22 protein-coding genes are annotated in these 24,078 nt (G+C 70.5%); 9 read left to right on the plus strand and 13 right to left on the minus strand.

Annotation, left to right across the window (positions count from 1 at the left end; all coding sequences use genetic code 11):
* Positions 1-173: 173 nt before the first annotated feature.
* The gene (locus AAHG03_RS01845; protein WP_342148307.1) at positions 174-1,484 is read right to left on the minus strand and encodes a PQQ-dependent sugar dehydrogenase; all 1,311 of its coding nucleotides are present in this window, start codon (positions 1,482-1,484) and stop codon (positions 174-176) included.
* A 304-nt stretch (positions 1,485-1,788) separates the two neighbouring features.
* Between AAHG03_RS01845 and trxA the strand changes: the two genes are divergently transcribed.
* Positions 1,789-2,109 (plus strand): thioredoxin, encoded by a 321-nt coding sequence (trxA, locus tag AAHG03_RS01850; RefSeq protein ID WP_342148308.1) that lies wholly within the window; start codon positions 1,789-1,791, stop codon positions 2,107-2,109.
* Between the two features lie 143 nt (positions 2,110-2,252).
* Here trxA and AAHG03_RS01855 read toward each other — a convergent pair whose 3' ends face one another.
* The 4 genes from AAHG03_RS01855 to trpA all read right to left on the minus strand — a co-directional run bounded on the left by AAHG03_RS01855 (position 2,253) and on the right by trpA (position 6,552).
* Positions 2,253-3,164: an outer membrane protein gene (locus AAHG03_RS01855; protein WP_342148310.1), complete on the minus strand. Its 912-nt coding sequence runs from the start codon at positions 3,162-3,164 to the stop codon at positions 2,253-2,255.
* Positions 3,165-3,369: 205 nt separating this feature from the next.
* Complete coding sequence (locus AAHG03_RS01860) at positions 3,370-4,695, minus strand: bifunctional folylpolyglutamate synthase/dihydrofolate synthase (protein ID WP_342148312.1); 1,326 nt, start codon at positions 4,693-4,695, stop codon at positions 3,370-3,372.
* Positions 4,696-4,725: 30 nt separating this feature from the next.
* Entirely contained in the window at positions 4,726-5,619 is an 894-nt protein-coding gene (accD, locus tag AAHG03_RS01865) for an acetyl-CoA carboxylase, carboxyltransferase subunit beta (RefSeq protein WP_342148313.1), read from the minus strand.
* Between the two features lie 102 nt (positions 5,620-5,721).
* Positions 5,722-6,552, minus strand: a complete 831-nt coding sequence (trpA, locus tag AAHG03_RS01870) for a tryptophan synthase subunit alpha (protein ID WP_342148315.1) — start codon at positions 6,550-6,552, stop codon at positions 5,722-5,724.
* A gap of 336 nt (positions 6,553-6,888) precedes the next feature.
* On the opposite strand from trpA, the gene AAHG03_RS01875 reads away from it, so the two are divergent.
* The 4 genes from AAHG03_RS01875 to AAHG03_RS01890 all read left to right on the plus strand — a co-directional run bounded on the left by AAHG03_RS01875 (position 6,889) and on the right by AAHG03_RS01890 (position 12,437).
* Positions 6,889-8,487, plus strand: coding sequence for a DNA methyltransferase (locus AAHG03_RS01875; protein ID WP_342148317.1), 1,599 nt, complete (start codon positions 6,889-6,891; stop codon positions 8,485-8,487).
* A 109-nt stretch (positions 8,488-8,596) separates the two neighbouring features.
* Positions 8,597-10,642: an ATP-binding protein gene (locus tag AAHG03_RS01880; protein ID WP_342148318.1), complete on the plus strand. Its 2,046-nt coding sequence runs from the start codon at positions 8,597-8,599 to the stop codon at positions 10,640-10,642.
* A 128-nt stretch (positions 10,643-10,770) separates the two neighbouring features.
* Positions 10,771-10,974: a DUF3311 domain-containing protein gene (locus tag AAHG03_RS01885; RefSeq protein ID WP_342148320.1), complete on the plus strand. Its 204-nt coding sequence runs from the start codon at positions 10,771-10,773 to the stop codon at positions 10,972-10,974.
* The gene (locus tag AAHG03_RS01890) at positions 10,971-12,437 is read left to right on the plus strand and encodes a sodium:solute symporter family protein (protein ID WP_342148322.1); all 1,467 of its coding nucleotides are present in this window, start codon (positions 10,971-10,973) and stop codon (positions 12,435-12,437) included. Before AAHG03_RS01885 ends, AAHG03_RS01890 begins: the two co-directional genes overlap by 4 nt.
* 298 nt (positions 12,438-12,735) lie before the next feature.
* Here AAHG03_RS01890 and AAHG03_RS01895 read toward each other — a convergent pair whose 3' ends face one another.
* Both AAHG03_RS01895 and AAHG03_RS01900 read right to left on the minus strand, forming a co-directional pair.
* Positions 12,736-12,873, minus strand: coding sequence for a hypothetical protein (locus tag AAHG03_RS01895; protein ID WP_342148323.1), 138 nt, complete (start codon positions 12,871-12,873; stop codon positions 12,736-12,738).
* Between the two features lie 109 nt (positions 12,874-12,982).
* Positions 12,983-14,077, minus strand: coding sequence for a tyrosine recombinase XerC (locus tag AAHG03_RS01900; protein ID WP_342148326.1), 1,095 nt, complete (start codon positions 14,075-14,077; stop codon positions 12,983-12,985).
* Positions 14,078-14,181: 104 nt separating this feature from the next.
* Between AAHG03_RS01900 and AAHG03_RS01905 the strand changes: the two genes are divergently transcribed.
* Complete coding sequence (locus AAHG03_RS01905) at positions 14,182-14,577, plus strand: VOC family protein (protein WP_342148328.1); 396 nt, start codon at positions 14,182-14,184, stop codon at positions 14,575-14,577.
* A gap of 151 nt (positions 14,578-14,728) precedes the next feature.
* On the opposite strand, the gene AAHG03_RS01910 is transcribed toward AAHG03_RS01905, so the two are convergent.
* Complete coding sequence (locus AAHG03_RS01910) at positions 14,729-15,052, minus strand: DUF1648 domain-containing protein (protein ID WP_342148330.1); 324 nt, start codon at positions 15,050-15,052, stop codon at positions 14,729-14,731.
* Positions 15,053-15,295: 243 nt separating this feature from the next.
* Here AAHG03_RS01910 and AAHG03_RS01915 point away from each other — a divergent pair, with 243 nt between their 5' ends.
* The gene (locus tag AAHG03_RS01915; RefSeq protein ID WP_342148331.1) at positions 15,296-16,420 is read left to right on the plus strand and encodes a carboxylate-amine ligase; all 1,125 of its coding nucleotides are present in this window, start codon (positions 15,296-15,298) and stop codon (positions 16,418-16,420) included.
* Positions 16,421-16,725: 305 nt separating this feature from the next.
* Here the strand turns inward: AAHG03_RS01915 and der are convergent, their stop codons facing one another.
* The 3 genes from der to AAHG03_RS01930 form a co-directional block, all read right to left on the minus strand.
* Entirely contained in the window at positions 16,726-18,069 is a 1,344-nt protein-coding gene (gene der, locus AAHG03_RS01920; protein ID WP_342148332.1) for a ribosome biogenesis GTPase Der, read from the minus strand.
* A gap of 192 nt (positions 18,070-18,261) precedes the next feature.
* Positions 18,262-18,975 carry a tetratricopeptide repeat protein gene (locus AAHG03_RS01925; protein ID WP_342148333.1) on the minus strand — a complete coding sequence of 238 codons (714 nt, stop codon included), beginning with the start codon at positions 18,973-18,975 and terminating at the stop codon, positions 18,262-18,264.
* A gap of 113 nt (positions 18,976-19,088) precedes the next feature.
* Positions 19,089-19,694, minus strand: a complete 606-nt coding sequence (locus AAHG03_RS01930; protein WP_342148335.1) for an NnrU family protein — start codon at positions 19,692-19,694, stop codon at positions 19,089-19,091.
* Between the two features lie 79 nt (positions 19,695-19,773).
* On the opposite strand from AAHG03_RS01930, the gene AAHG03_RS01935 reads away from it, so the two are divergent.
* Together AAHG03_RS01935 and AAHG03_RS01940 are read left to right on the plus strand one after the other, a co-directional pair.
* Positions 19,774-20,958, plus strand: coding sequence for a hypothetical protein (locus AAHG03_RS01935; protein ID WP_342148337.1), 1,185 nt, complete (start codon positions 19,774-19,776; stop codon positions 20,956-20,958).
* A 42-nt stretch (positions 20,959-21,000) separates the two neighbouring features.
* A complete protein-coding gene (locus AAHG03_RS01940; protein WP_342148339.1) occupies positions 21,001-21,312 on the plus strand; it encodes a cupin domain-containing protein in 312 nt (103 codons plus the stop codon).
* Positions 21,313-21,469: 157 nt separating this feature from the next.
* On the opposite strand, the gene AAHG03_RS01945 is transcribed toward AAHG03_RS01940, so the two are convergent.
* The gene (locus AAHG03_RS01945) at positions 21,470-22,396 is read right to left on the minus strand and encodes an EcsC family protein (RefSeq protein WP_342148341.1); all 927 of its coding nucleotides are present in this window, start codon (positions 22,394-22,396) and stop codon (positions 21,470-21,472) included.
* A 60-nt stretch (positions 22,397-22,456) separates the two neighbouring features.
* Positions 22,457-23,791 (minus strand): AmpG family muropeptide MFS transporter, encoded by a 1,335-nt coding sequence (locus AAHG03_RS01950; RefSeq protein WP_342148342.1) that lies wholly within the window; start codon positions 23,789-23,791, stop codon positions 22,457-22,459.
* Positions 23,792-24,078 lie beyond the last annotated feature (287 nt).

Consider the following 24,078-nt stretch of genomic DNA (forward strand, 5'->3'; position numbering starts at 1 on the left):
CGGGGGTGAGGGGGCGGTTCAGGACGAGCCTCCTCCAGTGAGTCCCCCTCACCGCCGCTGCGGCTGCGCCTCCGCTTCCTTCATGGACGACAAGGTCCATGAAGGCCTCTCCCCGCACGCGGGGAGAGGGGGGAGTGGCGGCACCCGGCGAGCCTTCGAATGGGAGGGCGCCCTCAGCTGCTCTTCTTCGGCGTGATCTTCACGATCTGGCCGTCGTCCTCGGTCAGCGCGTAGACGGCGCCGTCGGGGCCGACCCGCACGTCGCGGACGCGGTGATCGAGGGGCACGCGCTCCTCGGTGACGACCTTGTCGCCGTCGAGCTTGAGCGCGACGAGGCCGGTGCTGACGAGGCCGCCGATCAGGAACTCGCCCTTCCAGTCCGGGAACAGGTCCTTGTCGTAATAGGCCATGCCGGAGGGGCCGATGACCGGGTCCCAGTAATAGACCGGCTGCACCGTGCCGCCGGCCTGGGTGGCGCCGTCGCCGATCTTCTCGCCCGAATACTCAATGCCGTAGGTCACCACCGGCCAGCCGTAATTGAGGCCCGGCCGCGGGCGGTTCAGCTCGTCGCCGCCGCGGGGGCCGTGCTCCACGGTCCAGAGCCGGCCCTGGCCGTCAAGCGCCGCGGCCTGGACGTTGCGGTGGCCGTAGGACCAGATCTCGGGTTTCGCCTTGTCGCCGCCGACGAAGGGGTTGTCCTTCGGCGCGTTGCCGTCGGTGTCGATGCGGAACACCTTGCCGAGCCCGCTCGATAGGTCCTGCGCCTGGCCGCGGGTCTGCTTGTCGGAGCGCTCGCCGACCGTCACGAACAGCTTGCCGTCGGGGGCGAAGACGAGGCGCGAGCCGAAATGCTTGTCGCCGTCGTAGGTCGGCGTCTGGCGGAAGATCACCTTGACGTCGTCGAGGCGGGCCTTGCCGTCGCTCTCGACGAACTTGGCCTTCGCCACCGTCGTGCCGTTGCCCTTGTCGCGCGGCTCACTGTAGCTGAAATAGACCGTGCGGTCGGAGGCGAAGCCCGGGCTCAGCGCGATGTCGAGCAGGCCGCCCTGCCCCTTGGGATCGACCTTGGGCACGTTCGCCACCGGCTGGCCCGGCGTGCCGTCCTTCGACACGATGCGGATCTTGCCGGCCTTCTCGGTCACGATCACGCGCCCGTCCGGCAGGAACTCCATCGCCCACGGGCTGTCGAGGCCCTTGGCGAAGACGGCGGTCTCGACCTGCGCCTTCTGGGTCGGCTCCGGCGCGCGGGTCTGGTTGGGCAGGAGCGGCTTGTACTCGGTGTTGGGCGGGCCCTGCTCCGCGGTGGTGGTGCCGGCGCCGGGCGTGGCCGGCGCCTGGAACGCCTCGCCCTCGACGCGGGAGGGGCGTGCCTCCTGCGTGGCTTCTTGTTTGGCCTCTTGCGCCGCGGATGACCGAACGAAGGCCGACGCGTCGAGGCCGAGGGCCGCGACGGTGGCGAGCAGGAAGGGAAGGGTGCGCGTCACGTCGGTGTTCCTTGTCCGCCTGTCCCGAAGTCTGGCTGACCGAAGTCTGACCCGCACATGGGGCGCGCGGCCGAGATGGCGAGGGCAGGCGACCGGGGAGCGGCCAAGCGGCGCGGTTGCGCAGGCGGTGTGGACGGCTGTGCACACCCATGCCCGGCCCGCGGCTCAGCCCCGTGCCGACGGGGCGGGCGAGGCCCGGCGCCTTGACCGCTGCCGGGTGCGTCGCCAAGTTCCCGCTCGAGCCAGGAGGCGCCGACCCCGCTCCCCGGTGCCCCGAACGAGACGAGTCGAAAGGACGTGGACGATGGCGACGGTGAAAGTGACCGACGCGAGCTTCGAGCAGGACGTGCTGAAGTCCGCCGAGCCGGTCGTGGTGGATTTCTGGGCGGAGTGGTGCGGCCCGTGCCGTCAGATCGGCCCGGCGCTGGAAGAGATCTCCGCCGACCTCCAGGGCAAGGTGAAGATCGTCAAGATCAACGTCGATGAGAACCCGCAGGTCGCCTCGACCTACGGCATCCGCTCGATCCCGACGCTGCTGATCTTCAAGAACGGCCAGCTGGCCAGCCAGAAGGTCGGCGCGGCCCCCAAGAGTGCCCTCGCGAGCTGGATCCAGGCCAGCGCCTGATCCGGCCCGACGGACTATGAAAAAAGCCCGGCCGCGAGGCCGGGCTTTTTTCATGCGCGAACGGGAAGCCGACCGGCCAAAACAAAGGAGCCCGGCCTTGCGGCCGGGCTCCCTCGCGGTTTCGAGACCCTTATGGGTTCGGCTTAGTAGCTGCCGAACTTGTAGTTCAGGCCGGCGCGGACGACGGCGAAGTCGTTGTCGCGGCGGGCGAAGTTGTTGACCTGGATCGAGGTGGCGCCGCTGCCGACGACGGCGGCCGGGAGCGGGGTGGCGGTGATGATGTTGCCGTTGACGTTGGCGAAGCCACCACGGCTCTGGTTGCCGTCGAAGTTCACGTACAGACCTTCGATCTTGAGCGTCACCGCCGAGGAGCGGAAGAAGTTCAGGAACGAGTCGGTCGGGAGCGCGTACTCGACACCACCACCGACGGCGTAGCCGGTCTTGAAGTCGTCGGTGTCGACGGCGCGGCCGCCACCGAAGCTGCCGTAGGCGAAGCCGCCGGTGCCGTAGAACAGGACGCGGTCGAAGGCGTAACCGATGCGGCCGCGGACGGTGCCGAAGAAGTCGAGGCCCTGGAGACCGGTCGGGTTGATCAGGGTCACGCCCGGGTTCACGACGCCACCCGGGACGATGCAGGTGACGCCACGGGTGCCGCAGGTGGAGTTCCGGCCGTCACGACCGCCGAGGTCGGCGTACTGAGCGTCCGCCTCGATACCGACGACGATGCCGGCGCCCGGGGTGAACTGGTAGTTGTAGCCGATCTGGGCGCCGCCGACGAAGCCGTCGTTACGGCCGCGGTTGTTGAAGATGATGGCGCCGACGGTGCCGTCCGGGCCGTTGATGATGCGCTGGTCGATGGTGTTGACCTGCGTCGCGGCCAGCGAGTCCTGCACGCCGAAGCCGTAGCCGGCGTTGAAACCGGCGTAGAAGCCCGTCCAGGTGAACACCGGAACCGGGGTGAAGACCGGCGGAGCGGCGCGGCGCGGCAGGTCGGCAGCGGAAGCGACGGTGGTGAGCGCCGTGAAGGCGGCGAGCGATGTCAGAAGCTTTTTCATTTTTTTGATCCCCAGCAAGTTGCCCGATCGCCGTGAAGCTAGACCATTTCCCCCAGCCGGGATGTAGCGGGAAGGCCACACCCGTTGCTGGCGTTTCAAGTCCTCGGACGGCGCGAAGCGGGGTTTTCGGACGCCAGAGGGCGCTCCCGACGGCGAGATGCCACTTTCCGCGTGAAATGACGCGGATCAACGGCATAGCCGGGCCTCAGGCGGGAATCGTCCCGTTGGCTTCCAGTACGGCGCCCGCGAGGTAGAGCGAACCGCAGATCAGCACGCGGGGCGGGCGCTCGAACACCGTATCGGCCAAGCCCGCCACCGCGGCCTCGACGCTGTGGGCGGTGCTCGCCTGCAACCCGACCGAGCGGGCGATGCCGGCGACCTCTTCCGCCGGGCGGGCGGCCATCTGGCCGGAGATCGGCACCGCCACCAGCGAGCGGGCGAGCCCGACGAAGTTCTTCAGGAAGCCTTCCGCGTCCTTGGTGCCGAGCAGGCCGACGATCAGGACGAGGGGCACGTCGCTGCGCTCGCCGAGATCGGCCATGGCGGCGGCGAGAATCCGCCCGCCATCGGCGTTGTGGCCGCCGTCGAGCCACAGCTCGGCGTCCCGCGGCATGCGCTCGGCCAGCGCCCCGTGCTTCAGCCGCTGGAGCCGGCCCGGCCAGTCGACGTTGCGCAGGCCGGCCTCAAGCGCCGCCGTGCCGATGTCGCCGAAGCCCGCCGCGCGCAAAGCCGTGATGGCGGTGCCGGCATTGGTGAGCTGATGGCGCCCGGCGAGCCGGGGGCGGGGCAGGTCGAACAGCTCGGTCTCGTCCTGATAGACGAGCCGGCCGCTCTCCTCGTGGACCGAAAAGTCCTGGCCGCCGACGCGCACGGGGGTCGCGCCGACCCGCTCGGCGGCGCGGCAGAGCACGGAATCGGCCTGGGCGTAGTCCTGGGGCGCGATCACCGCCGGGCAGCCGCGCTTGAAGATGCCGGCCTTCTCGGTCGCCACCGCCTCGACGGTGTCGCCGAGATACTCGGCGTGATCACGCCCGATCGGCGTGACGACGGCGCAGGCCGGCCGGTCGATCACGTTGGTGGCATCGACCCGGCCGCCTAAGCCCACTTCGAGCAGCAGCACGTCGGCGGGGGCTTCCGAGTAGAGTAGCAGCGCGGCGGCGGTGGTGATCTCGAACACCGTGATCGGTTCGCCGCGGTTGGCGGCCTCGCAACGGGCGAAGGCGTCGGCCAGCCGATCCTCGGCCACGAACTGGCCGCCGCCGATGCCGCCGAGGCGAATGCGCTCGTGGAAGCGCACGAGATGGGGCGAGGTGTAGACGTGGGCGGCCAGTCCCCCGGCTTCGAGGATCGCCCGCATGAAGGCGATGGTCGAGCCCTTGCCGTTGGTGCCGGCGACGTGGATCACCGGCGGCAGGCGCCGCTCGGGATGGTTGAGGGCGGCGAGCAGCCGCTCGATCCGCCCGAGCGACAGGTCGATCGTGCGCGGATGCAGGGCGAGGAAGCGCGCCATCAGCGCGTCGGAGGAGTCCATCTCGCGCTCGAACCTTCGTCGGTTGGAGGATCAGGCCGCGTCCGGCAGGGAGGCCGGGGCGTCGCGGCGCACGTCCATCAGCAGGCCGCAGAGCCGGCCGATGGTGTCCTTGAGCTGGTGGCGGTGCACCACCTGATCGACCATGCCGTGCTCGCGCAGGTACTCCGCCCGCTGGAAGCCGTCGGGCAGCTTCTCGCGGATGGTCTGCTCGATCACGCGGGGGCCGGCGAAGCAGATCAGCGCGCCGGGCTCGGCGAAGTGCACGTCGCCGAGCATGGCGTAGGAGGCGGTGACGCCGCCCGTCGTCGGGTTGGTCAGCACGACGATGTAGGGGAGCTTCGCCGCGTTGAGGCGGCGCACCGCCACCGTGGTGCGCGGCATCTGCATGAGCGAGAGGATGCCCTCCTGCATGCGGGCGCCGCCGGAGGCCGCGAACAGCACGTAGGGCGTGCGCTTCTCCAGGGCGGTCTCGGCGCCGCGGATGAACGCCTCGCCGCCGGCCATGCCGAGCGAGCCGGCCATGAAGCCGAATTCCTGCACCGCGATCGTCATCGGCAGGCCCGCGACGCGGCCGAAGCCGATCTTGAAGGCGTCCGCCATGCCGGTCTTGGTGCGGGCCTCCTTGAGGCGGTCGACGTAGCGCTTCTCGTCGCGGAACTTGAGCGGGTCGGCGGCGACCTCGGGCAGCGGCACGTCGATCCACGTGCCCTCGTCGAACATCATCTTGAGGCGCGCCTGGGCGCCCATCTTGAGATGGTGCTCCGAGCCGGGGATGACCCAGTGGTTCTGCTCGACCTCCTTGTGGAAGACCATCTGCCCGGTATCCGGGCACTTGATCCAGAGGTTCTCCGGCGTCTCGCGCTTGAACAGCGTCTTGATCTTGGGGCGCACGACCTCCGAGATCCAGTTCATCGCCTCGACCATGGGGTCTCTCGCTCCTCGAACCGTGACACGCTGATATCGGACCGCCCCCGCCCCGCTGCCAAGGGGCAAGCGAAGGGGAGGGGACAGCGAAGCAGTCGGCCTTTAGCCCTTCGTCACGCCGCGCACGCCGCCCGCGAGTTCGCGCACCAGCCCGGCCACCGCCTCGACCGTGCCCTCGCCCGCGCGGCCCTCGCCATCGAGGCTGCGAGCCAGCGCATCGACGAGCGCCGAGCCCACCACCACGCCGTCGGCGCCCTGGGCCACCGCCGCCGCGTGCGCGCCGGTGCGGACGCCGAAGCCGACCACGATCGGCAGGTCGGTCCTGGCGGTGATGCGGGTCACCGCCTGCGCCACCTTGCCGAAATCCGGCGTCGCCGTCCCGGTCACGCCGGTGATCGACACGTAGTAGACGAAGCCCGCCGTGTTCGCGAGCACCGCGGGCAGGCGCCGGTCGTCGGTGGTGGGCGTCGCGAGCCGGATGAAGGCGAGGCCGTGCTCGCGCGCGGGCAGGCACAGCTCGTCGTCCTCCTCGGGCGGCAGATCGACGACGATGAGGCCGTCGATGCCGGCCTCCTTCGCGTCGGGCAGGAAGCGGTCCACGCCGTAGGTGTGGATCGGGTTGTAGTAGCCCATCAGCACCACGGGGGTGTCGGCGTCGCGCTCGCGGAAGCGGCGCACCAGCGCCAGCGTGCCCGCGAGGTCCTGCCCGGCCTTGAGCGCGCGCAGGCCCGCGGCCTGGATCGCCGGACCGTCCGCCATCGGATCGGTGAAGGGCAGGCCGAACTCGACGATGTCGGCACCCGAGCGGGGAAGCGCCTCCAGCACCTTCAGCGAGGTCTCGGGGTCGGGGTCGCCCGCCATCACGTAGGTGACGAGGGCGGCCCGCTTCTCCGCGCGGCAGCGGGCGAAGGCGGCGTCGATGCGGGCGGTCATCCGTGGCACTCCCGGGCGGCTCGAGCCGGGACTTTTTTCGTCACGCGAGCGCCGCGTGGCCTTCCTGTCCCGGCCAGGGGGGGCGCCTACACCATCCGCTTGCCGACGTGAAGCATCGGCGGCGATCCGGGGGAGGGCGGCCCGGTGCCCGAGGGGAGCGATGTCGGCCGGGGCGGCCTCTTCACGATCCACACAGAATCAACTTCAAGTAAATTTTACCAGTAAAACCCTCTTGATAAGGGGTCTATTTCACGGTTCGTTCCGGTTTAAGCCCAACTTAGGATGAGATTTGCTCCCGCGGATGCCGAGCTCGAACGGCATGGATCGGGAGTCTCGATGTCCGGCACGCTCTATTTCGGCGACAATCTCGACGTGATGCGCGACCATATCCGCGACGAGAGCATCGACCTGATCTACCTCGACCCGCCGTTCAACGCGAAGCCGTCCTACTCGGTGCTGTTCCGCTCCCCCGACGGCGCCAAGAGCCCGTCGCAGGTCCAGGCCTTCGAGGACACGTGGTCGTGGAACGACGCCTCGCAGAGCGCCTTCGACGACGTGCTGCGCTCGGGCCACAGCGCGGTCGCCGACGTGCTGCGCGCGCTCCAGCAATTCCTCGGCACCGGCGACGTGATGGCCTACCTCGCCATGATGGCGGTGCGGCTGATCGAGATGCGCCGCGGCCTGCGCGACAGCGGCGCGCTCTATCTCCACTGCGACCCGACGGCGAGCCATTACCTCAAGTTGGTTCTCGACGCGGTGTTCGGGGTCCGGCAGTTCCGCAACGAGATCGTCTGGCAGCGTAGCCACGGCCATTACGACCGCAAGCGCGGCCGGTTCGGCGCGGTGCACGACACGATCTTCTACTACTCGAAATCCGACCGGCGGACATTCAACAACCTGTCCGTCCCCCGCAGCACGTCGGCGCCGCGCACGCACGACCTCTACGTCCACACCGACGGCAAGACCTACCGCAAGGACAATTGCCGCGCCCCGCGGGATCGCGGGGCGCGCTACGAGTGGAACGGCCACGGCGGGCACTGGCGCTTCTCGCAAGGCGAGCGCGACCGGCTGATCGCGGAAGGGCGCATCGTCTACACCCGCACCGGGATGCCGCGCGTGCTGCGCCCGGTCGATCCGCGGCGCGGCGTGCCGCTGCAGGACATCTGGAGCGACATCGACGGCCTCAATGCCGGCTCGGCCGAACATCTCGGCTACCCGACCCAGAAGCCGGCGGCGCTTTTGGAGCGGATCATCGCCGCCTCGTCCGATCCCGGCGACGTGGTGCTCGATCCGTTCTGCGGCTGCGGCACCACGGTCCACGCCGCGCAGACGCTGCGGCGGCGCTGGCTCGGGATCGACGTGACGCCGCTTTCCGTCAACCTGATCGCCCGGCGGCTGAACGCGGCCTTCCCCGACCTGCGCTTCAACATCCAGGGCATCCCGCGGGACATGGACGGGGCGCGCGAACTGGCGCTGCGCGACAAGCACCTGTTCCAGCTCTGGTGCGTCGATCTGGTCGATGCCCAGCCGAGCCGCGACGGCCGGAAAGGGGCGGACGGGGGCATCGACGGGCTGATCTACTTCAGGACCGAGGAGGCGGGCACGCGCGCGGCCCTCGTCTCGGTCAAGGGCGGGCTCAATGTCGGCGTCGGCCAGATCAAGGATCTGCGGGCGACGATGGAGGGGCGTCGCGAGCCGCTCGGCGTGTTCCTCACCCTGACGCCGCCGACGAAACCGATGGAGCGCGAGGCGGCCAGCGCCGGCTCCTACGAGAGCGGCCCCCACCGCATCCCGCGCATCCAGATCCTCACCGTGGCGCAGCTGCTCGCAGGCCTGCGCCCGCGCATCCCGTTCGGCCCCGCGCTGGGTGCGCGGCGGGAGGAGCGGCCGTCGCGCGCGGTCCGGTCGGGCGTCGTTTCCGAAAAATTCTCGTGATTCCGCATACGCTTCCCTAACCGCCTTTCTCAAGCGCGGCTTCACGCGCGCCTGTCACGGTCGGCTCCGCGCTGCCATCCTCGGGCAGCGGGGAGTGGCGTACCGCGTAATGACCCTCGCGCTGACCATCCTGGGACTGGGCGTCGTCGCCGGGCTTAGCGCCCTCGTGGTCGGGCTCCGGCGGCACGCCGCGTCGGACCTCCCCTCGGAATCGCTGCAGGACCGGCTCTGGCAGGTCGCCGAGAGCGAGGAGCGCTACCGGGTGCTCGTCGAGGCGACGACGCAGGCCGTGGTCCAGCGCGACGGGCAGGGGCGGATCACCTTCGCCAGCGAGGGCTTCGCCGCGCTGCTCGGCGCCAAGCCCCTCGACCTGATCGGCTCGACGCTGACCCCGCAGGTGCTGGAGCGCGGCCCCGTGCAGGTGCGCCCCGACGGCGTGCGCCAAGTCGAGGAGCGGCTGGTGCCGGTCGACGGCACGCCGCGCTGGTTCTCCTTCGTCGAACTGCCCGCCGCCGGTGCCGAGGGCGGGCCGAACTGGCTGCGCGCGGGCAGCGACGTGACCGAGCATGTCGAGGCGGTGCGATCCCTGGACGAGGCCAGGAGCCGGGCGGAGGCGGCGAACGTCGCCAAATCCCGCTTCCTCGCCACCGTCAGCCACGAGTTCCGCACGCCGCTGAACGGCATCCTCGGCATGGCCGACCTCCTGCTCGACACCCGCCTCGACCCGGAGCAGCGCACCTATGTCGAGGCTTTGCGCACCAGCGGCAAGGCGCTGCTGACGCTGGTGGACGGCATCCTCGACTTCTCGCGGATCGAGGCCGGGCGCCTCGATCTCGCCGCCGAGCCGTTCGACGCCGCGCTCCTCGTCGAGGGCGTGGTGGAGCTGCTGGCGCCGCGCGCCCAGGACAAGGGCCTGGAGATCGCGCTGGACATCGCCGACGACCTCGTGGCGTGCCGCGTCGGCGACGCCGACCGGGTGCGCCAGATCCTGCTCAACCTCGCGGGCAACGCCGTGAAGTTCACGCAAACCGGCGGCGTCGGCGTGAGCCTGACCCGTGAGGGCGAGGGGATCGCGCTCACCATCGAGGACACCGGCCCCGGCATGCCGGAGGACCGCATCCCGATCCTGTTCGAGGAATTCGAGCAGGGCGACGGCAGCGCCAGCCGCCGCCACGAGGGCACGGGGCTCGGCCTCGCCATCACCCGCCGCCTCGTGGAGCGGATGGGCGGCACGATCGAGGCGCGCTCGACGCTCGGGCGCGGCTCGACCTTCCGGGTGGTGCTGCCGCTGCCGGCGCCGGAAGAAGCCTTTGAAGAGGCGCGCCCGCCGGTCGCCCCGCCGGCGCTCAGGGCCCGCCGGGTGCTGATCGTGGCCGACTCGCCGTTCCAGGCGCCCTATCTCGCCCGCCGCCTGACCCGCTCCGGCGCGGCGGCGGTCGTGGTCGGCACCATCGAGGCCGGGCTCGACGCCCTGGCGAGCGCGGCCTTCGACGCCGTCATCGCCGACCGGGGCCTCGGCGACGCCCCGGTCCGCGCGCTCGCCGCGGAGGCCGGGCGCTGCGGCGTGCGCTGCCGCCTGATCCTGCTCTCGCCGTTCGACCGGCGCGAGTTCGGCGCGGTCAACGCCGCGGGCTTCGACAGCTACCTGATCAAGCCGGTGCGCGCCCGCTCCCTGTTCGACCGCCTGCTGGAACCGGGAGCCGCCCCCGTGGAGCCGCCGCCGGCCGTCGAGACCAAGCCGCCGGCCCGCGCGGCGGCACCCAAGCCTTCGTCCGGCCGCCGGGTGCTGCTCGCCGAGGACAACCCGATCAACGCGCTGCTCGCCACCAAGGCCCTGGAGCGGCTCGGCGCCGCGGTGACGCTCGCCCGCGACGGGCTGGAAGCGCTGACGATCGCCGAGACGCAAGGGCCGTTCGACCTCGCCCTCATCGACATCCGCATGCCCGGCCTCGACGGCCTGGAGACCGCCCGGCGCCTGCGCGCCCGCGAGGCCGAGACGAACGCGCGCCCGCTCCACCTCGTCGCGCTCACCGCCAATACCGGCCGCGAGGACATGGACGCGGCCCACGCCGCGGGCTTCGACGGGTTTTTGGCCAAGCCCCTGAACCTGCGGGCGCTGCCGGGGCTGCTGGAGGGACGCCGGGAGGCGGCCTGAGGAAACAGAAAATCTTCCTCTCGCCCTGGCGTAAGAACTGCCTCATCTTCGCGGCAGCGAAGGGTTGAGGACCGCATGACACGAGCGACCTTGGGACACGCGCGCACTCGGCCGGGGAGGGCGCGCGCGTGAAGCATCTGCGCTGGCTCGCCGTGCTGCCGCCCGCCGGCATGCTGCTCGGGCCCTACTTCCTCAACCGGGTCGAGCCGCTGGTGCTCGGCATGCCGCTGCTGCTGGCGTGGCTCGTCGGCTGCACCGTGGCGACCGCGGCCGTGATGGGGCTGGTCTACCTCACCGATCCGGCCAACCGCGACGCGGGAGAAGAGCCATGAACGCGGCGCTTCCCATCATCGCGCTGGCCTTCGTCGGGGCGCTGGGCCTCGGCCTGTGGGCGCGGGCCGGCCACGACATGGACATGGAGCAGTGGAGCGTCGGCAAGCGCGGCTTCGGCACCGTGCTGGTCTTCCTGCTGATGGCGGGCGAGATCTACACCACCTTCACCTTCCTCGGCGGCTCGGGCTGGGCCTACGGCAAGGGCGGGCCGACCTACTACATCCTCTGCTACCTCACGCTGATCTACGTGATCTCCTACTGGCTGCTGCCGCCCGCGTGGAAGTTCGCCAAGCAGCACAACCTGTTCTCGCAGCCCGACTATTTCGCCGCCCGCTACGAGAGCCGGCCGCTCGGCATCCTCGTGGCCCTCGTCGGGCTCGTCGCGCTGGTGCCCTACATGGTGCTCCAGCTCAAAGGGCTCGGCATCATCGTCTCGACCGCCTCCTACGGCGCGATCCCGCCCACGCTGGCGATCTGGATCGGCGCGGCGGGCGTCAGTGCCTACGTGATGGTGTCAGGGATTCGCGGCTCGGCCTGGACCGCGGTCGTCAAGGACATCCTCATCCTCGCCGTGGTGGTTTTTTTGGGACTTTACCTGCCGTATCACTATTACGGCGGCATCGGCCCGATGTTTTCCGCCATCGATCAGGCCAAGCCCGGCTTCCTGGCCTTGCCGGACCGGGGCCAGAGCGCGACGTGGTTCGCCTCGACCACGATCCTCACGGCGCTCGGCGGCTGGATGTTCCCGCACATCTTCGCCTCGATCTACACCGCCAGCGACGCCCGCACCTTCCGGCGCAACGCGGTGTTCCTGCCGCTCTACCAGCTCATGCTGCTGTTCGTGTTCTTCGCGGGCTTCGCGGCGGTGCTGCAGGTGCCGGGGCTGACCGGGCCAGACGTGGACCTGTCGCTGTTCAAGATCGCGCTGGAGACGTTTCCGCCGTGGTTCGTCGGCATCGTCGGCGCCACCGGCGTGCTGACCGCTTTGGTGCCGGGCTCGATGATCCTGATCGCGGGCGCGACGCTGATCGCGCAGAACCTCTACCGGCCGCTCGCCCCGAACGCGACCGACGCCTCGACCGGGCGGCTCGCCAAGATCATGGCGCCCGTACTGGCACTCGCCTGCGTCGGGTTCACCCTCTACGGCGGCGAGACCATCGTGCAGTTGCTGCTGATCGGCTACGCCGTGGTGACGCAGCTCTTTCCGGCCTTCTTCTTCAGCCTGTGGCGGCGCAACCCGCTGACCAAGGCCGGGGCCATCGCCGGGATTCTGGCCGGCGTCGCCGCGGTCTCGGTGACGGTGGTAGGCGGCTACACCCTCGCCAAGCTGTTTCCGGGCCTGCCGGGGCCGATCCAGGATCTGAACGCGGGCGTGGTGGCGCTGGCGTTGAATCTGGCGGTGGCGTTCGCGGTGAGTGCTTTTGGCAATCGGGGGTCGAAGCCCAACACGGCCTCGGCCTGATCACAGCAGCAGCCGCCGCTGCATCCCCTCGCCCCGCACGCGGGGAGAGGGCTTCGGCGACCTCGTCGTCGCCGAAGCGAGGCGGCAGCCGGGGGTGAGGGGGCGGCTCAGGACGAGCCTCATCCGGACGCGCCCCCTCACCGCCGCTCCGGCTTTCGCCTCCGCTTCCTGTAGGAACGACAAGGTTCCTACAGGCCTCTCCCCGCGTGCGGGGAGAGGGGGGAACCGTCGGCCTTCGTGGCGATCAGCCGGAAGGCTTGAATGAAAGCCGCGCGAAAAAGTCAGGCGCGGCGGAAGCTCAGGCCCGCGCGGTGCGGGTCCGGGCCAGGGCGCCCTTGAGCGCGGTGACGGGCAGGAGCACCGTCTTCACCAGGGCGGTGACGGCGAGGACGGCGAGGACGGGCAGGATCGCCACGCAGAGTCCGCTGACGCGCATCGGGTGTTTCCTTCGAGCGACTCGGGCGGCCTCGACCGCCGGCTGGGGCACAGTCCGCCACTCAATCACGGCAAGACCATGGTGAATCGGAGCCGTGACGGCGACAGCCTCACGGGTTTGTCGTGCCGGCTCGATCATCGTCCTGCATGCCGGATGCAGGACGATGATCGAGGTCCTTGTGCCGCATCGGCTTTCTCTGACCAGCCGGCGGCCACCTTTCGGGCCGATGCTCTTGTCGCCCCGCCCGCGGATGCGCGGCCTCGAAGGCGCTCATCAGCCGGGCGGCGTCGACCTTGGTGTAGAGCTGCGTCGTCGAGAGCGAGGCGTGACCCAGCAACTCCTGGATCGCCCGCAGCTCGCCCTGGCGGGCAAGCAGATGGGTCGCGAAGGAATGTCGCAGGGCGTGCGGCGTGGCGCTGTCGGGGAGACCCAGCGCGCCCCGCAGCGAGGCCACCGCGTATTGCACGATCCGCGGCGAGAGCGGCCCGCCCTTCACCCCGACGAAGAGCGGCCCTTCCGGATCGAGCGGGTGCGGGCACAGGGCGAGGTAGTCGGCGACCGCCTGCGACACGGCGGGCAGCACCGGCACGTCGCGGACCTTGCCGCCCTTGCCGGTCACCCGCACCGCGTCGAGGCCCGGCACAGGGGCGTCGCGGGCGGAGAGGCCCAGCGCCTCGGAGATGCGAAGCCCCGAGCCGTAGAGCAGCGCGATCACCGCCGCGTCGCGGGCGAGCACCCAGGGCTCGCGCGATTCGTCGGCGCGGGTCTCCGGCAGCGTCATCGCCACGGCGGCCGGGACGGGGAGGGGGCGCGGCAGCCGCCGCTCGACCTTGGGCTGGCGCACCGCGCCGAGCGCCGCGACGCTGCCGTGCCCCTCGCGTTCGAGATGACGGGCGAAGGAGCGCAGGCCCGCCAGCGCCCGCATCAGCGAGCGCCCGGAGATGTCGTCCGCACGCCGCGCCGCCATGAAGGCACGCAGGTCGCGGGGCTTGAGGGCGATGAGTTTTTGGATCGTCGGCGGGCCGGAGCGGGCGTCGAGATGGGCCAGGAACTGGCGCAGATCCCGCTCGTAGGCCTCGACCGTGTTGGCGGCCATGCGCCGCTCCTGCGCCAGCGCCCGGCGCCACCCCTCGGCGGCGGCGCGCAGGGCCGCGTCACCGGGGAGGGGGAGGTCGGCGTCGAGCTGTCGGGCGCTCCGGGACATGGGGGGAGCAAGCGCCGCCTATGGTTGACGAAGCGTTAATCCCCTTTCCGCGCGGCCCGACCGCGCCATCTGGCCGCTCATCCCGATTCCAACAGAGAGCCCCGATGGCCAAGCCCGTCCACAGCATGATCCGCGTCCGCGACGAAGCGCGCTCGCGCGATTACTACGCCCGCGCCTTCGGCCTGCAGCCCGCCGACCGGTTCGACTTCCCGGACTTCACCCTGCTCTACCTGCGCGATCCGGCCTCGCCGTTCGAGCTGGAACTGACGGTCAACAAGGACCGCTCCGAGCCCTACGACCTCGGCGACGGCTACGGCCACATCGCCTTCGTGGTGGACGACGTCGAGGCCGAGCACGCGCGGTTCAAGAGCGAGGGCTTTCCGGCCACCGACCTCAAGACGCTCAAGCACGGCGACACCGCGCTCGCGACCTTCTTCTTCGCCACCGACCCGGACGGCTACAAGATCGAGGTGATCCAGAAGGGCGGCCGCTTCGCCTGAGCGGAAGCATCCCCCTCATCCCGAGCCCGAATCCGGCCGATCGGGCGCGGGCTCCGGTTCGCCCGGCGATCCCCGGAGCCCTCGTTCGAGGCTTCGCTCGCACCCCGGGATGAGGGAGACAATCGTCCGCTCTCGATGTGTTCTCAGCGCGTCACAGTTTGTTCGCGTGGCCCAGAACCGAATACAGGAAGAAGGCGTGTACGGCGATCAGGATGAGCGCGACCGTGATCGTCGCCCTGATCTGCCGATTCCTCGGATTGCCCTTCTCGGAGACCGCGAGTCCGATCATCGTGACGAGCCCGAACGCGGGAATGACGATCAGCCCGGTCCTTTTCGGCGCGTAGGAGTTCGGCACGCCGTTGAGGTTCCAGTGCATGGGAATCCGATCGACGTCGCCCAGCATCAGTCCGGCACTCGCGGACAGGATCGCGAGGAATGCGACCGTGATCAGCGACAACACGTAGGACAGCTTCACGCAAAGCCCTCTCGGGTTTGCCGTCGACACCGACGGATGTCTGGCAACCTGCCCTGGCGCCCGCCCACGATCCAGGCGCGTGTCCGACCGATCGGGTCGTAAGGTCAACGCTTTCCGGCGCCTTCGCGTGCGGCGGACCGCGAAGCCCTCGCGCGCTCGATTTCTCCCTCAAGGGAACGCTGGCGCCTTCCGAGCCATATAAGGGCACCCGCGCGGTCCGCGGCCATGGTTCGGAGACGGCGGATGGTTCAGCACGCGTACCGGTTCGGGATCGAGGAGGAGTATTTCCTCGCCGATGCGGAGACGCGCGGCACGCCGCGGCGCTCGGTCAAGCCGTTCCATGTCGAGGCGGGGGAGCGGCTGCCGGAGATCGGGCGCGAGCTGTTGCAGTGCCAAGTCGAGGTCTGCACCCCGCCCTCCACCGAATTTCCCGCGGCCCATGCCGCGCTGCTGGGGCAGCGGCGGCAGCTCGCCGAGATCGGGGCCGCGCACGGGCTTCTGGTCTTCGCCGCCGGCACCCATCCCATCGCCGACTGGGCGCGCCAGCTGCCGACCAAGGGCGACCGCTATCGCGGCATCCTGCGCGACGTGGGGCTGGCCGGGCGGCGCAGCCTGATCTGCGGCATGCACGTCCATGTCGAGGTGAAGGACCCGGACGCCCGCGTCGGGCTGATGGACCGGCTGCTGCCGTTCCAGCCGCTCCTGTTCGCGCTCTCGGCCTCCTCGCCGTTCTGGCAGGGCAAGCCGACGGGGCTCTCGGCCTATCGCCTGAGCGCCTTCGGCGAACTCCCCCGCACCGGCCTGCCGGAGCTGATGGGCGATGCCGGGTCTTACGAGCGCTACGTGCGCATCATGACCAAGGCCGGCTCGATCCAGGATGCGAGCTTCCTGTGGTGGTCGTTGCGGCCCTCGATCAAGTTCCCGACGCTGGAACTGCGCATCGCCGATTCCTGCACGCGGCTTACCGACGCCATCGTGGTGGCGGCGCTGTTCCGCTGCCTCGTGCGGTTGGTCGAGCGACGCCCGGACATCAATGCCGGCCTCACCGGCGTCTCGCGGGCGATCGCCGCCGAGAACCTGTGGCGGGCGCAGCGCAGCGGCACCGAGGCCGAGTTGATCGACGAGGCCTCCGAGGAGGCGTTTCCGTTCGGGCAAGCCCTCGACACGCTGCTCTCGCTGATCGCCGAGGATGCCGAGGCGCTCGGCTGCACGGCGGAGGTCGCCGACGCCCGCCGGATCGTCCGTGAGGGCACCAGCGCCGAGCGCCAGATCGCCGCCTTCGAGGCCGCACGCGGCGGCGACACCAGCAACCGTCAGGCGCTCGACGCGGTGGTGGATTGGCTGGCGGAGACGACGCGGGCGGGGTGAGGTGCCCGAAAAACCCTCCCCCCTACGGATATCGGGCTTGCCCGATATCCGCATCCTAAGTGCTCAAGTCGGGCAGGCCCGACTTGAGATGGGGGAGGGTGCCTCGCGGATGCGAGGCGGGAGAGGGGACGACGCTTCCGGAGGGTTCGCGTCGAACGCGGCCAAGCGGCACCGTCGCTCCCCTCACCCGACACCCTTCGGGGGCCACCCTCTCCCACCCAAGTTGGGCTTGCCCGACTTGGGCAGCGCTTGCCGATCTCGGGCAGGCCCGAGATCGGGAGGGGAGAGGGATCTTGCGTCGCGGGTCAGCCCTTCTCGAACGGGTTCTTCGTCGTCCTCAGCGACAGCCGGATCGGCGTGCCGGGCAGCTCGAAGGACTCGCGGATGCCGTTGACGAGGTAGCGGGTGTAGGATTTCGGCAGGGCGTCGAGCTGGTTGCCGAACAGGGCGAAGTGCGGCGGGCGGCTCTTCACCTGGGTGCCGTAGCGGATCTTGATGCGCCGGCCCGAGACCGCGGGCGGCGGGTTGCGCTGGAGCGCGTCCGTGAGCCACGCGTTGATCCGCGCGGTCGAGACGCGGCGGCTCCACACCTCGGAGGCGTCCACCACCGCCTGCATCAACTTGTCGATGCCCTCGCCGCCCAGCCCCGACAGCGACACCACCGAGACGCCGCGCACCTGCGGCAGCAGGCGGGTGCAGTCCTCGCGGAGCGTCTTGAGCAGGCCCGGCTGGTCGGCCACGAGGTCCCACTTGTTGAGGCCGATCACCAGGGCGCGCCCCTCGCTCTCGACGAGATCGACGATGGTGAGATCCTGCTTCTCGAACGGGATGGTGGCGTCGAGCAGCACCACCACGACTTCGGCGAAGCGCACGGCGCGCAACCCGTCCGAGACCGCGAGCTTTTCCAGCTTGTCGTCGATGCGGGCGCGGCGGCGCATGCCGGCGGTGTCGTGCAGCTTGATCTTGCGCCCGCGCCACTCCCAGTCGAGCGAGATCGAATCGCGGGTGATGCCGGCCTCGGGGCCGACGAGCAGGCGGTCCTCGCCGATCATCCGGTTGATCAGCGTCGACTTGCCGGCGTTGGGGCGGCCGACGATGGCGACCCGCAGGCCCTTGCCGCCCTCGCCGTCGTCCTCCTCGTCCTCGTCCGGCTCGGGCAGCACGTCGCGCAGCGCATCCTGCAGTGAGCCGAGGCCCTCGCCGTGCTCGGCGGAGAACGGGATCGGATCGCCGAGCCCCAGCGAGAACGCCTCGTAGGCGCCCGCCATGCCGGCCCCGCCCTCGGCCTTGTTGGCGATGAGGATGACCGGGATGCCGGCCCGGCGCACGAGTTCGGCGAAGGGCCGGTCGGCGGGGAGCACCCCGGCGCGGGCGTCGATGACGAACAAAACCGCGTCGGATTCGAGGATCGCGGCCTCGGTCTGGGCGCGCATGCGGCCGAGCAGCGAGTCGGCGTCGGCCTCTTCGAGCCCGGCGGTGTCGATGATGCGGAAGGCGACGTCGCCGATCGAGCCGTCGCCCTCGCGCCGGTCGCGGGTCACGCCGGGGCGGTCGTCCACGAGCGCGAGCTTGCGCCCGACCAGCCGGTTGAACAGGGTCGACTTGCCGACGTTCGGGCGTCCGACGATCGCGACGGTCGGCAGGTCCATGGTTCTACGTCTCTCGGCGGGCCTTAAGGACCCGCGCTGGTCTTCGTGAGGATAAGGCATTCCAGGGCGTGGGAACATCGCCTGGAACGAATGCCGTCCTTGCGAGCGTGAGCGAAGCAATCCGACGGCGCGCCTTATCCGGAAAGGTCGCGCCCTGGATTGCGTCAGTTCCGCCTCGCAATGACGGAAGCGTCAGCGGGTGATCGGCGGCGGGGGCGCGGCGTTCTCGGGCTTGGCCTCGGTGACCGTGACCGGCCCGCCCGCCACCAGCGCGGCGTAGATCTCGACGCGCTGGCGCAGGCCCTGCGGGGTGTCGTTGTCGCTGGCGATCTGGTCGAACCAGCGGCCGGCGCCCTCGATGTCGCCCTTGCGGAGCGCGGTCAGGCCCAGCATCTCGCGGGCGGTGTGGCGGTAGGTGCCTGTGGGCGTGGCGAGGCCCTGGAGTTGGGTCAGCGCAGCCGCCTGATCAGTGCCGTCGATGCGCAGCAGGGCGGCGCGCAGCCGGGCGAGGTCCCGCAGGGCATCGCCCGCGCCCTTGTCGGCGGCCAGAGCGTCGTAGGCGGCGGCCCCTGCGGCGGCGTCGCGCTTTCCGGTCTCGGCGGCGTTGCGGAAGCGGGCCAGCAGCGCGTAGCCCGCCGGGCCGTCCGCCTGGATCGCGGCGAAGTCGCGCTCGGCCTGCGCCGTGTTGCCGTCCTTGGCGAGGCGGCTCGCCTGATCGAACCGCTCCGAGGTCGCCTCGGCTCGCACGAGTTCGGCGTGGCGCCAGTAGTTCCAGCCGCCGACGCCCGCCACCAGCAGGATCGCGGCCGTGATGATCAGCGCGTTGTAGCGCTTCCAGATCTGAATGAACCGGTCGCGGCGATAATCCTCGTCGACCTCGCGGATGAACTCGTTGTTCTCGGCCATTTCAATCCGTGCGTCCCTCGCGGGCCGCGCTCGCCTCGCCTGTCGTCGTCGGGCCCGCGCCTAGCACAGAGCCTCCGGTTTGGCGAAATTTTTTGGGTTTTTGCGGTGTCGCCTCACGCCTGCCCCGGCCAGGCCGCGACGCCGATCAGCAGCGGGTGCAGGTACTTCGCGAACACGAACCACGCCACGAGGCCGACCACGACCGCGATGGCGTCGTTGCGCCAGCCGGCGGGCGCGGCCTGTCCGCCGTGCTGCGCGGCCACCTGCCCCGCGGTGAGCGCGCGGCGCTTGGCGCTGATGCGGGCGGCGACCGCCCAGGCCAGGAAGGCGCCGAACAGCAGCATCGAGCCGAGGTCGCCGTTGGCCAAGAGGTGCGCGGTCGCCCAGATCTTCACCGCGAGCAGCATCGGGTGCTTCAGCCGGGTGCGGATATGGCCGGGCAGGTAGGTCGCCGCCAGACTGATGAAGGCGAACAGCGTCAGCAGCACCGCGAGATGGCGGGTGAAGGTCGGCGGCGACCAGACCGGGATCATCCCCTCCTGCCGGTACAGCCCGTAGCCGTAGGCGGTGAGCGCGAGGCCGAGCGCCGAGAGTAGGGTATATCCGAGCTTGTACCGCTGCTCGCCGACGCGCCCAATCACCTCGGCGCGCTTCCCCCGCGCCATCGAGAAGGCGTGGGTGCCGAGGAACAGCACGAGGCCGAGGATCAGAACGAGCATGGGGCGGCCTGTGGACGGCACTTGCGCCGGACGATCCGGACAAGCTTCCTGTAACGGTTCAAAACGCAATCCTGATGGGATGTCCAGGCTGCTCCGCCCCCTCTCCGTGCTGCTGGCCGTCGCGTGCGGCCTCGTGCCGCTCGAAAGCCGCGCCGCCGCGCCGCCGCTCTCGGCGCTGACCGTGACGGGGCCCGAACGCCTGATTTTTTCGGCGACCCGCGACGCCTGCGACGGGGCCGACGTGCCCGACGCCCCTTCCCGCGCCTTCCGCGACGCCTCGGGCGCCATCGCGATGTTCGGTCTGCACTATCGCAACCGCGCGCTGCGGGGGCCCGATCTCGACAGCCTCAAGCTCGATTGCCGGGTGGTGCTCGATTCAGGGGGAAAAAGCGATCCGGCGCTCTACGACGACCGCTCGTGGATCACCGCGACGTGGACCGAGGACGGCGCCAAAGTCGCGGCGCTGATCCACCACGAGTTCCAAGCCAACGAGCACGAGGGCCGCTGCCGCTCCAAGGTCTACATGGAGTGCTGGTACAACACGATTCTCGCCGCCGCCTCCCGCGACGGCGGCGCGAGCTTCGCGCCGACCAAGCCGCCCGCGGTGGTGGCCGGGGCGCCGTTCCGGCAGGAGGAGGAGCAGGGCCGCCACCGCGGCTTCTTCAACCCCTCCAACATCGTCGGCGACGGGCGCTGGCGCACCTTTATGGCCTCGACCACCGGCTGGGATCGGCCCGGCAGCGACCAGCCGGCGGGCGTCTGCCTGTTCCGCTCGGACGACCCCGCCGACCCGACCCGCTGGCGCGCCTGGACCGGCACCGGCTTCACCGCGGCCTTTCCCGATCCGTACCGCAAGGCGGTGAAGCTGCCCGACACCTGCCGCCCGGTCGGGCCGTTTCCCGGCCCGGTCGGGGCGCTGGTGCGCCAGCGCGGCACGGGGGCGTGGATCGCGGTGTTCATGGCGGCCAAGGGGGGCGCCTTTTCGGAGTCCGGCTTCTACTGGACGACCTCGCGCGATCTCATGACCTGGGACGTGCCGCGTCTCCTCATGGCCGGCGCCACGCTCTACGACGATCCGTGCAAGGCGGGTCCGCGCCTCATCGCCTACCCGTCGCTCATCGATCCGGAGGCCAAGGGCCGCAACTTCGACGATGTCGGCGAGCGGGCGCTGCTCACCTACGCGACGCTGCGGGTGGAGGGCTGCACGATCACCTCGGATCGCGACCTCGTGCGCCGCCCGGTCGCCATCAAGGTCTGGCCCTGAGGCGCGCCCCGCCTACCTCGCGGGCGAGCTTCGGAGCCCACGATGACCCGCCACTGCCTGCCCTGGACCGATCTGCCGGAGACCCGCGCGCCGTCGGGCGTGGGGAAGCGCAGCCTGGAAGGAAAGGCTGCGAGCCTCGTGCGGGTCGAAGTCCCGGCGGGCACGGAGGCGCCGCGCCACAGCCACGACCACGAGCAGTTCGTGCAGGTGATCGAGGGCTCGGGCATTCTGGAGACCGAGCAGGGTCGCGTGGCCTTCGCCGCGGGCAGCCTGTTCCATTTCCCCGCGGGCACGTGGCACGCGGCCTCGTTCGAGACCGCGACGGTGTTGGTGGAGACGAATTTTTCCGCTTGAGAAGGCCTCGGGCCGTCCCACCCACTCCCCTCATCCTGAGGTGCGGAGCGAAGCGGAGCCTCGAAGGAGGGCTCCAGCCAGCCGCGCGATCCCTGGAGCCCTCCTTCGAGGCCGCTTCGCGGCACCTCAGGATGAGGGCGGTGGGTGGGAGGCGCCGTCACGCGATCCCGAGCGCCGCCTTCTCCTCCAGATACGCCGCCCGCACGCTCTCCTTGCCGTAGGCCCGCTCCAGCCGGCGTACGGTGAAGTGGGCCCGCGCCATGCCCTGGAAATGGTCCATGAAGGCGGTGTTGACCGCAGCCCCCCCGAGCGCGCCGATCACCGGCACGGCCTGCGCCGCGACCTTCTGCGAGACGACGAGGCCGAAGCGCGAGGCGATCTGGGCGGTCAGCCGCACCAGCGGCGGGGCGCCCGCGTCGAGGAGCGAGCGGTGGGCGGCGTAGCGGGTCGCCTCGGCCATGGTCTTGGCGAGCGCGGCGCGCACGGCGAAGTAGCCGCTCTCGGACAAGGCCGTCTCGGGGCCGTTGCGACCGCCGAGGGCGAAGACCTGCACGCAGGCGAGCGCGCCTTCCGGGTCGCTCAGATCCTCGCCCTCCTCGCGGGCGATCTCGGCGATGGAGCGCAGCATCAGCGTGGTCGAGAGCGGCAGCTCGATCGCCACGGTGGCCAGCCCGAAGGCGCCGCCGAGGGCGCCGGAGACGGCGGCGAGCGCCTTGTGGCGGGTCTCGCTGGAGCCGACGAGCCAGCCGAGCCGGGCGCCCGCCCCCTCCTCGATCCGCTCCACCGCCGAGCCCGCGGGCTTCACCGCCTTGTCCGGCAGGGTGGCGAGCGCGATGCGGAGCGCCGTGCGCATCGCGGCCTCGGTCGAGCGACCGACCGCCTCGGTGACCGGCGCGGGCAGCGCCCGGCCGATCAGGTCAAGCGGCGCCCCGGCCGCCGCCGAGAGCCGCGCGGCGAGCCCCGGCCGTTCCAGCACGTCCACCGCCCGGCGCAGCGCCGCGCGGTCGGCCGCCGAGAGCGGCGGCAGGGCGGCGGGCGCGACCGGAACCGGCAGGGTCTCGCCGCTCAGCGCGATCTCGTTCACGTCAAGAATCTCCCGAAACGCGTAGGCAGGAGCAAAACGAGCGCCCCGACGAAGGTTCCGTCACGCCTTGACGGCTACGGCTTCCTCCTCCGGCGCAGGGCCGATTTCACCCTCTTCCCGCCCCTCGCCCAATGCCGCGAGGGCGATGCAGAGCAGCGCCACCGGAATGCCGATCAGCGCCGAGGCGGCGAAGAATTGCGCGTAGCCGAGCCAATCCACCATGTAGCCGGACAAGCCGCCGATGAATTTTCCGGGCAGCGCGTAGAGCGAGGAGAGCAGCGCGTACTGCGTCGCCACGAAGGCCGGTGAGGTCAGGCCCGACATATAGGCGATCAGCGCCGTGCCGGCGAAGGCAGCGGAAAAGTTGTCGATCGAGATGCTGGCGATGAACAGGTTCATGTCGTGGCCGCTGACGGCGAGCCACGCGAACATCAGGTTCGAGCCCGCCGCGACGATGCCGCCGAACAGGAGCGAGGCCTGGATGCCGAAGCGCATCACCGCCCAGCCCCCGGCGAGCGCGCCGACGAGGCCGACGATCACGCCGTAGATTTTGGTGACGTTGGCGATCTCGACGAGCGAGAACCCCTGCTCGTTGTAGAACGGTTGCGCCATCACCCCGGAGATGAAGTCGGGCAGGCGGTAGAGCATGATCAGCGACAGGATCAGGATCAGCCGCGCGCCCTTCCGGCGGATCAGGTCGCCGAACGGCTCGACCACGGCGACCCGCAGGGTCTCGGCGACGCCGCGCGGCTCCGCGTTCGCGTCCGCCGGGTCCTGGCGGGGGGCGAACAGGCACCCGGCGATGCCGACGAGCATGAGGAGCGCCATGGCCTCGTAGGCCATCTCCCAGCCGTAGCCTTGCGCGATGTAGAGGGCGCCGGCCCCGGCGAAGGCGCGGGCGATGGCGTAGCCGAGCTGGTAGCTGCCGAGCATCAGCCCCTGGCGCTCGGTCGGCGCCGCGTCGATGCGCCAGCCGTCCACGACGATGTCCTGCGTCGCCGAGGCGAAGGCGGTCACCAGCGCGCAGACGACGATGTAGAACAGATCCTGCGAGGGCGCGCCGAAGCTCATGGCGACGAGGCCGCCCGCCACCGCGACCTGCGACAGCAGCATCCACGAGCGCCGCCGCCCGAGCCACCGCGACAGCAGCGGCAGGTCGAGCCGGTCGATCACCGGGGCCCAGACGAACTTCAGCGAGTAGGCGAACGAGACGTAGGACAGGAGCCCGATGCTGGTGCGCTGGATGCCCGCGGTGGCGAGCCACGCCGACAGGGTCGAGAACACCAGCAGGATCGGCAGGCCGCAGCCGAAGCCGAGTGCCAGCATCAGCAGCAGGCGCGGGTCCTCCAGCACGTCGCGGGGCCGCAAGCCCCTCCGGCCCTTCGCTGCCGCCATCGCCGATCCCCTCTTTCGCTCCGTCACGCCCTATGCAGAAATCGCGGCAGCCTCGGGGCTGCGAGCAACAACCTCTTGCGCTACGCCCCCTTACGGCGGGCGTGCGACTTTGGGATTCCGGCGCCCGCAACGCTTTCCCAACGCTTGCCGGTGTAGGGATAAGGCAAGCTTGACGGAAGCGTGAAGTCGGCCTCGGAACGGGAGCGACCGTCTCCCGTTGGGGGGAACCGATCACCCGCTCGCGGCATCGGTTTTATGGATTTGCGTGGCGCTTCTTACCCAGCGGC

Source organism: Methylorubrum subtropicum, assembly GCF_038442325.1.
Taxonomy (GTDB): domain Bacteria; phylum Pseudomonadota; class Alphaproteobacteria; order Rhizobiales; family Beijerinckiaceae; genus Methylobacterium; species Methylobacterium subtropicum.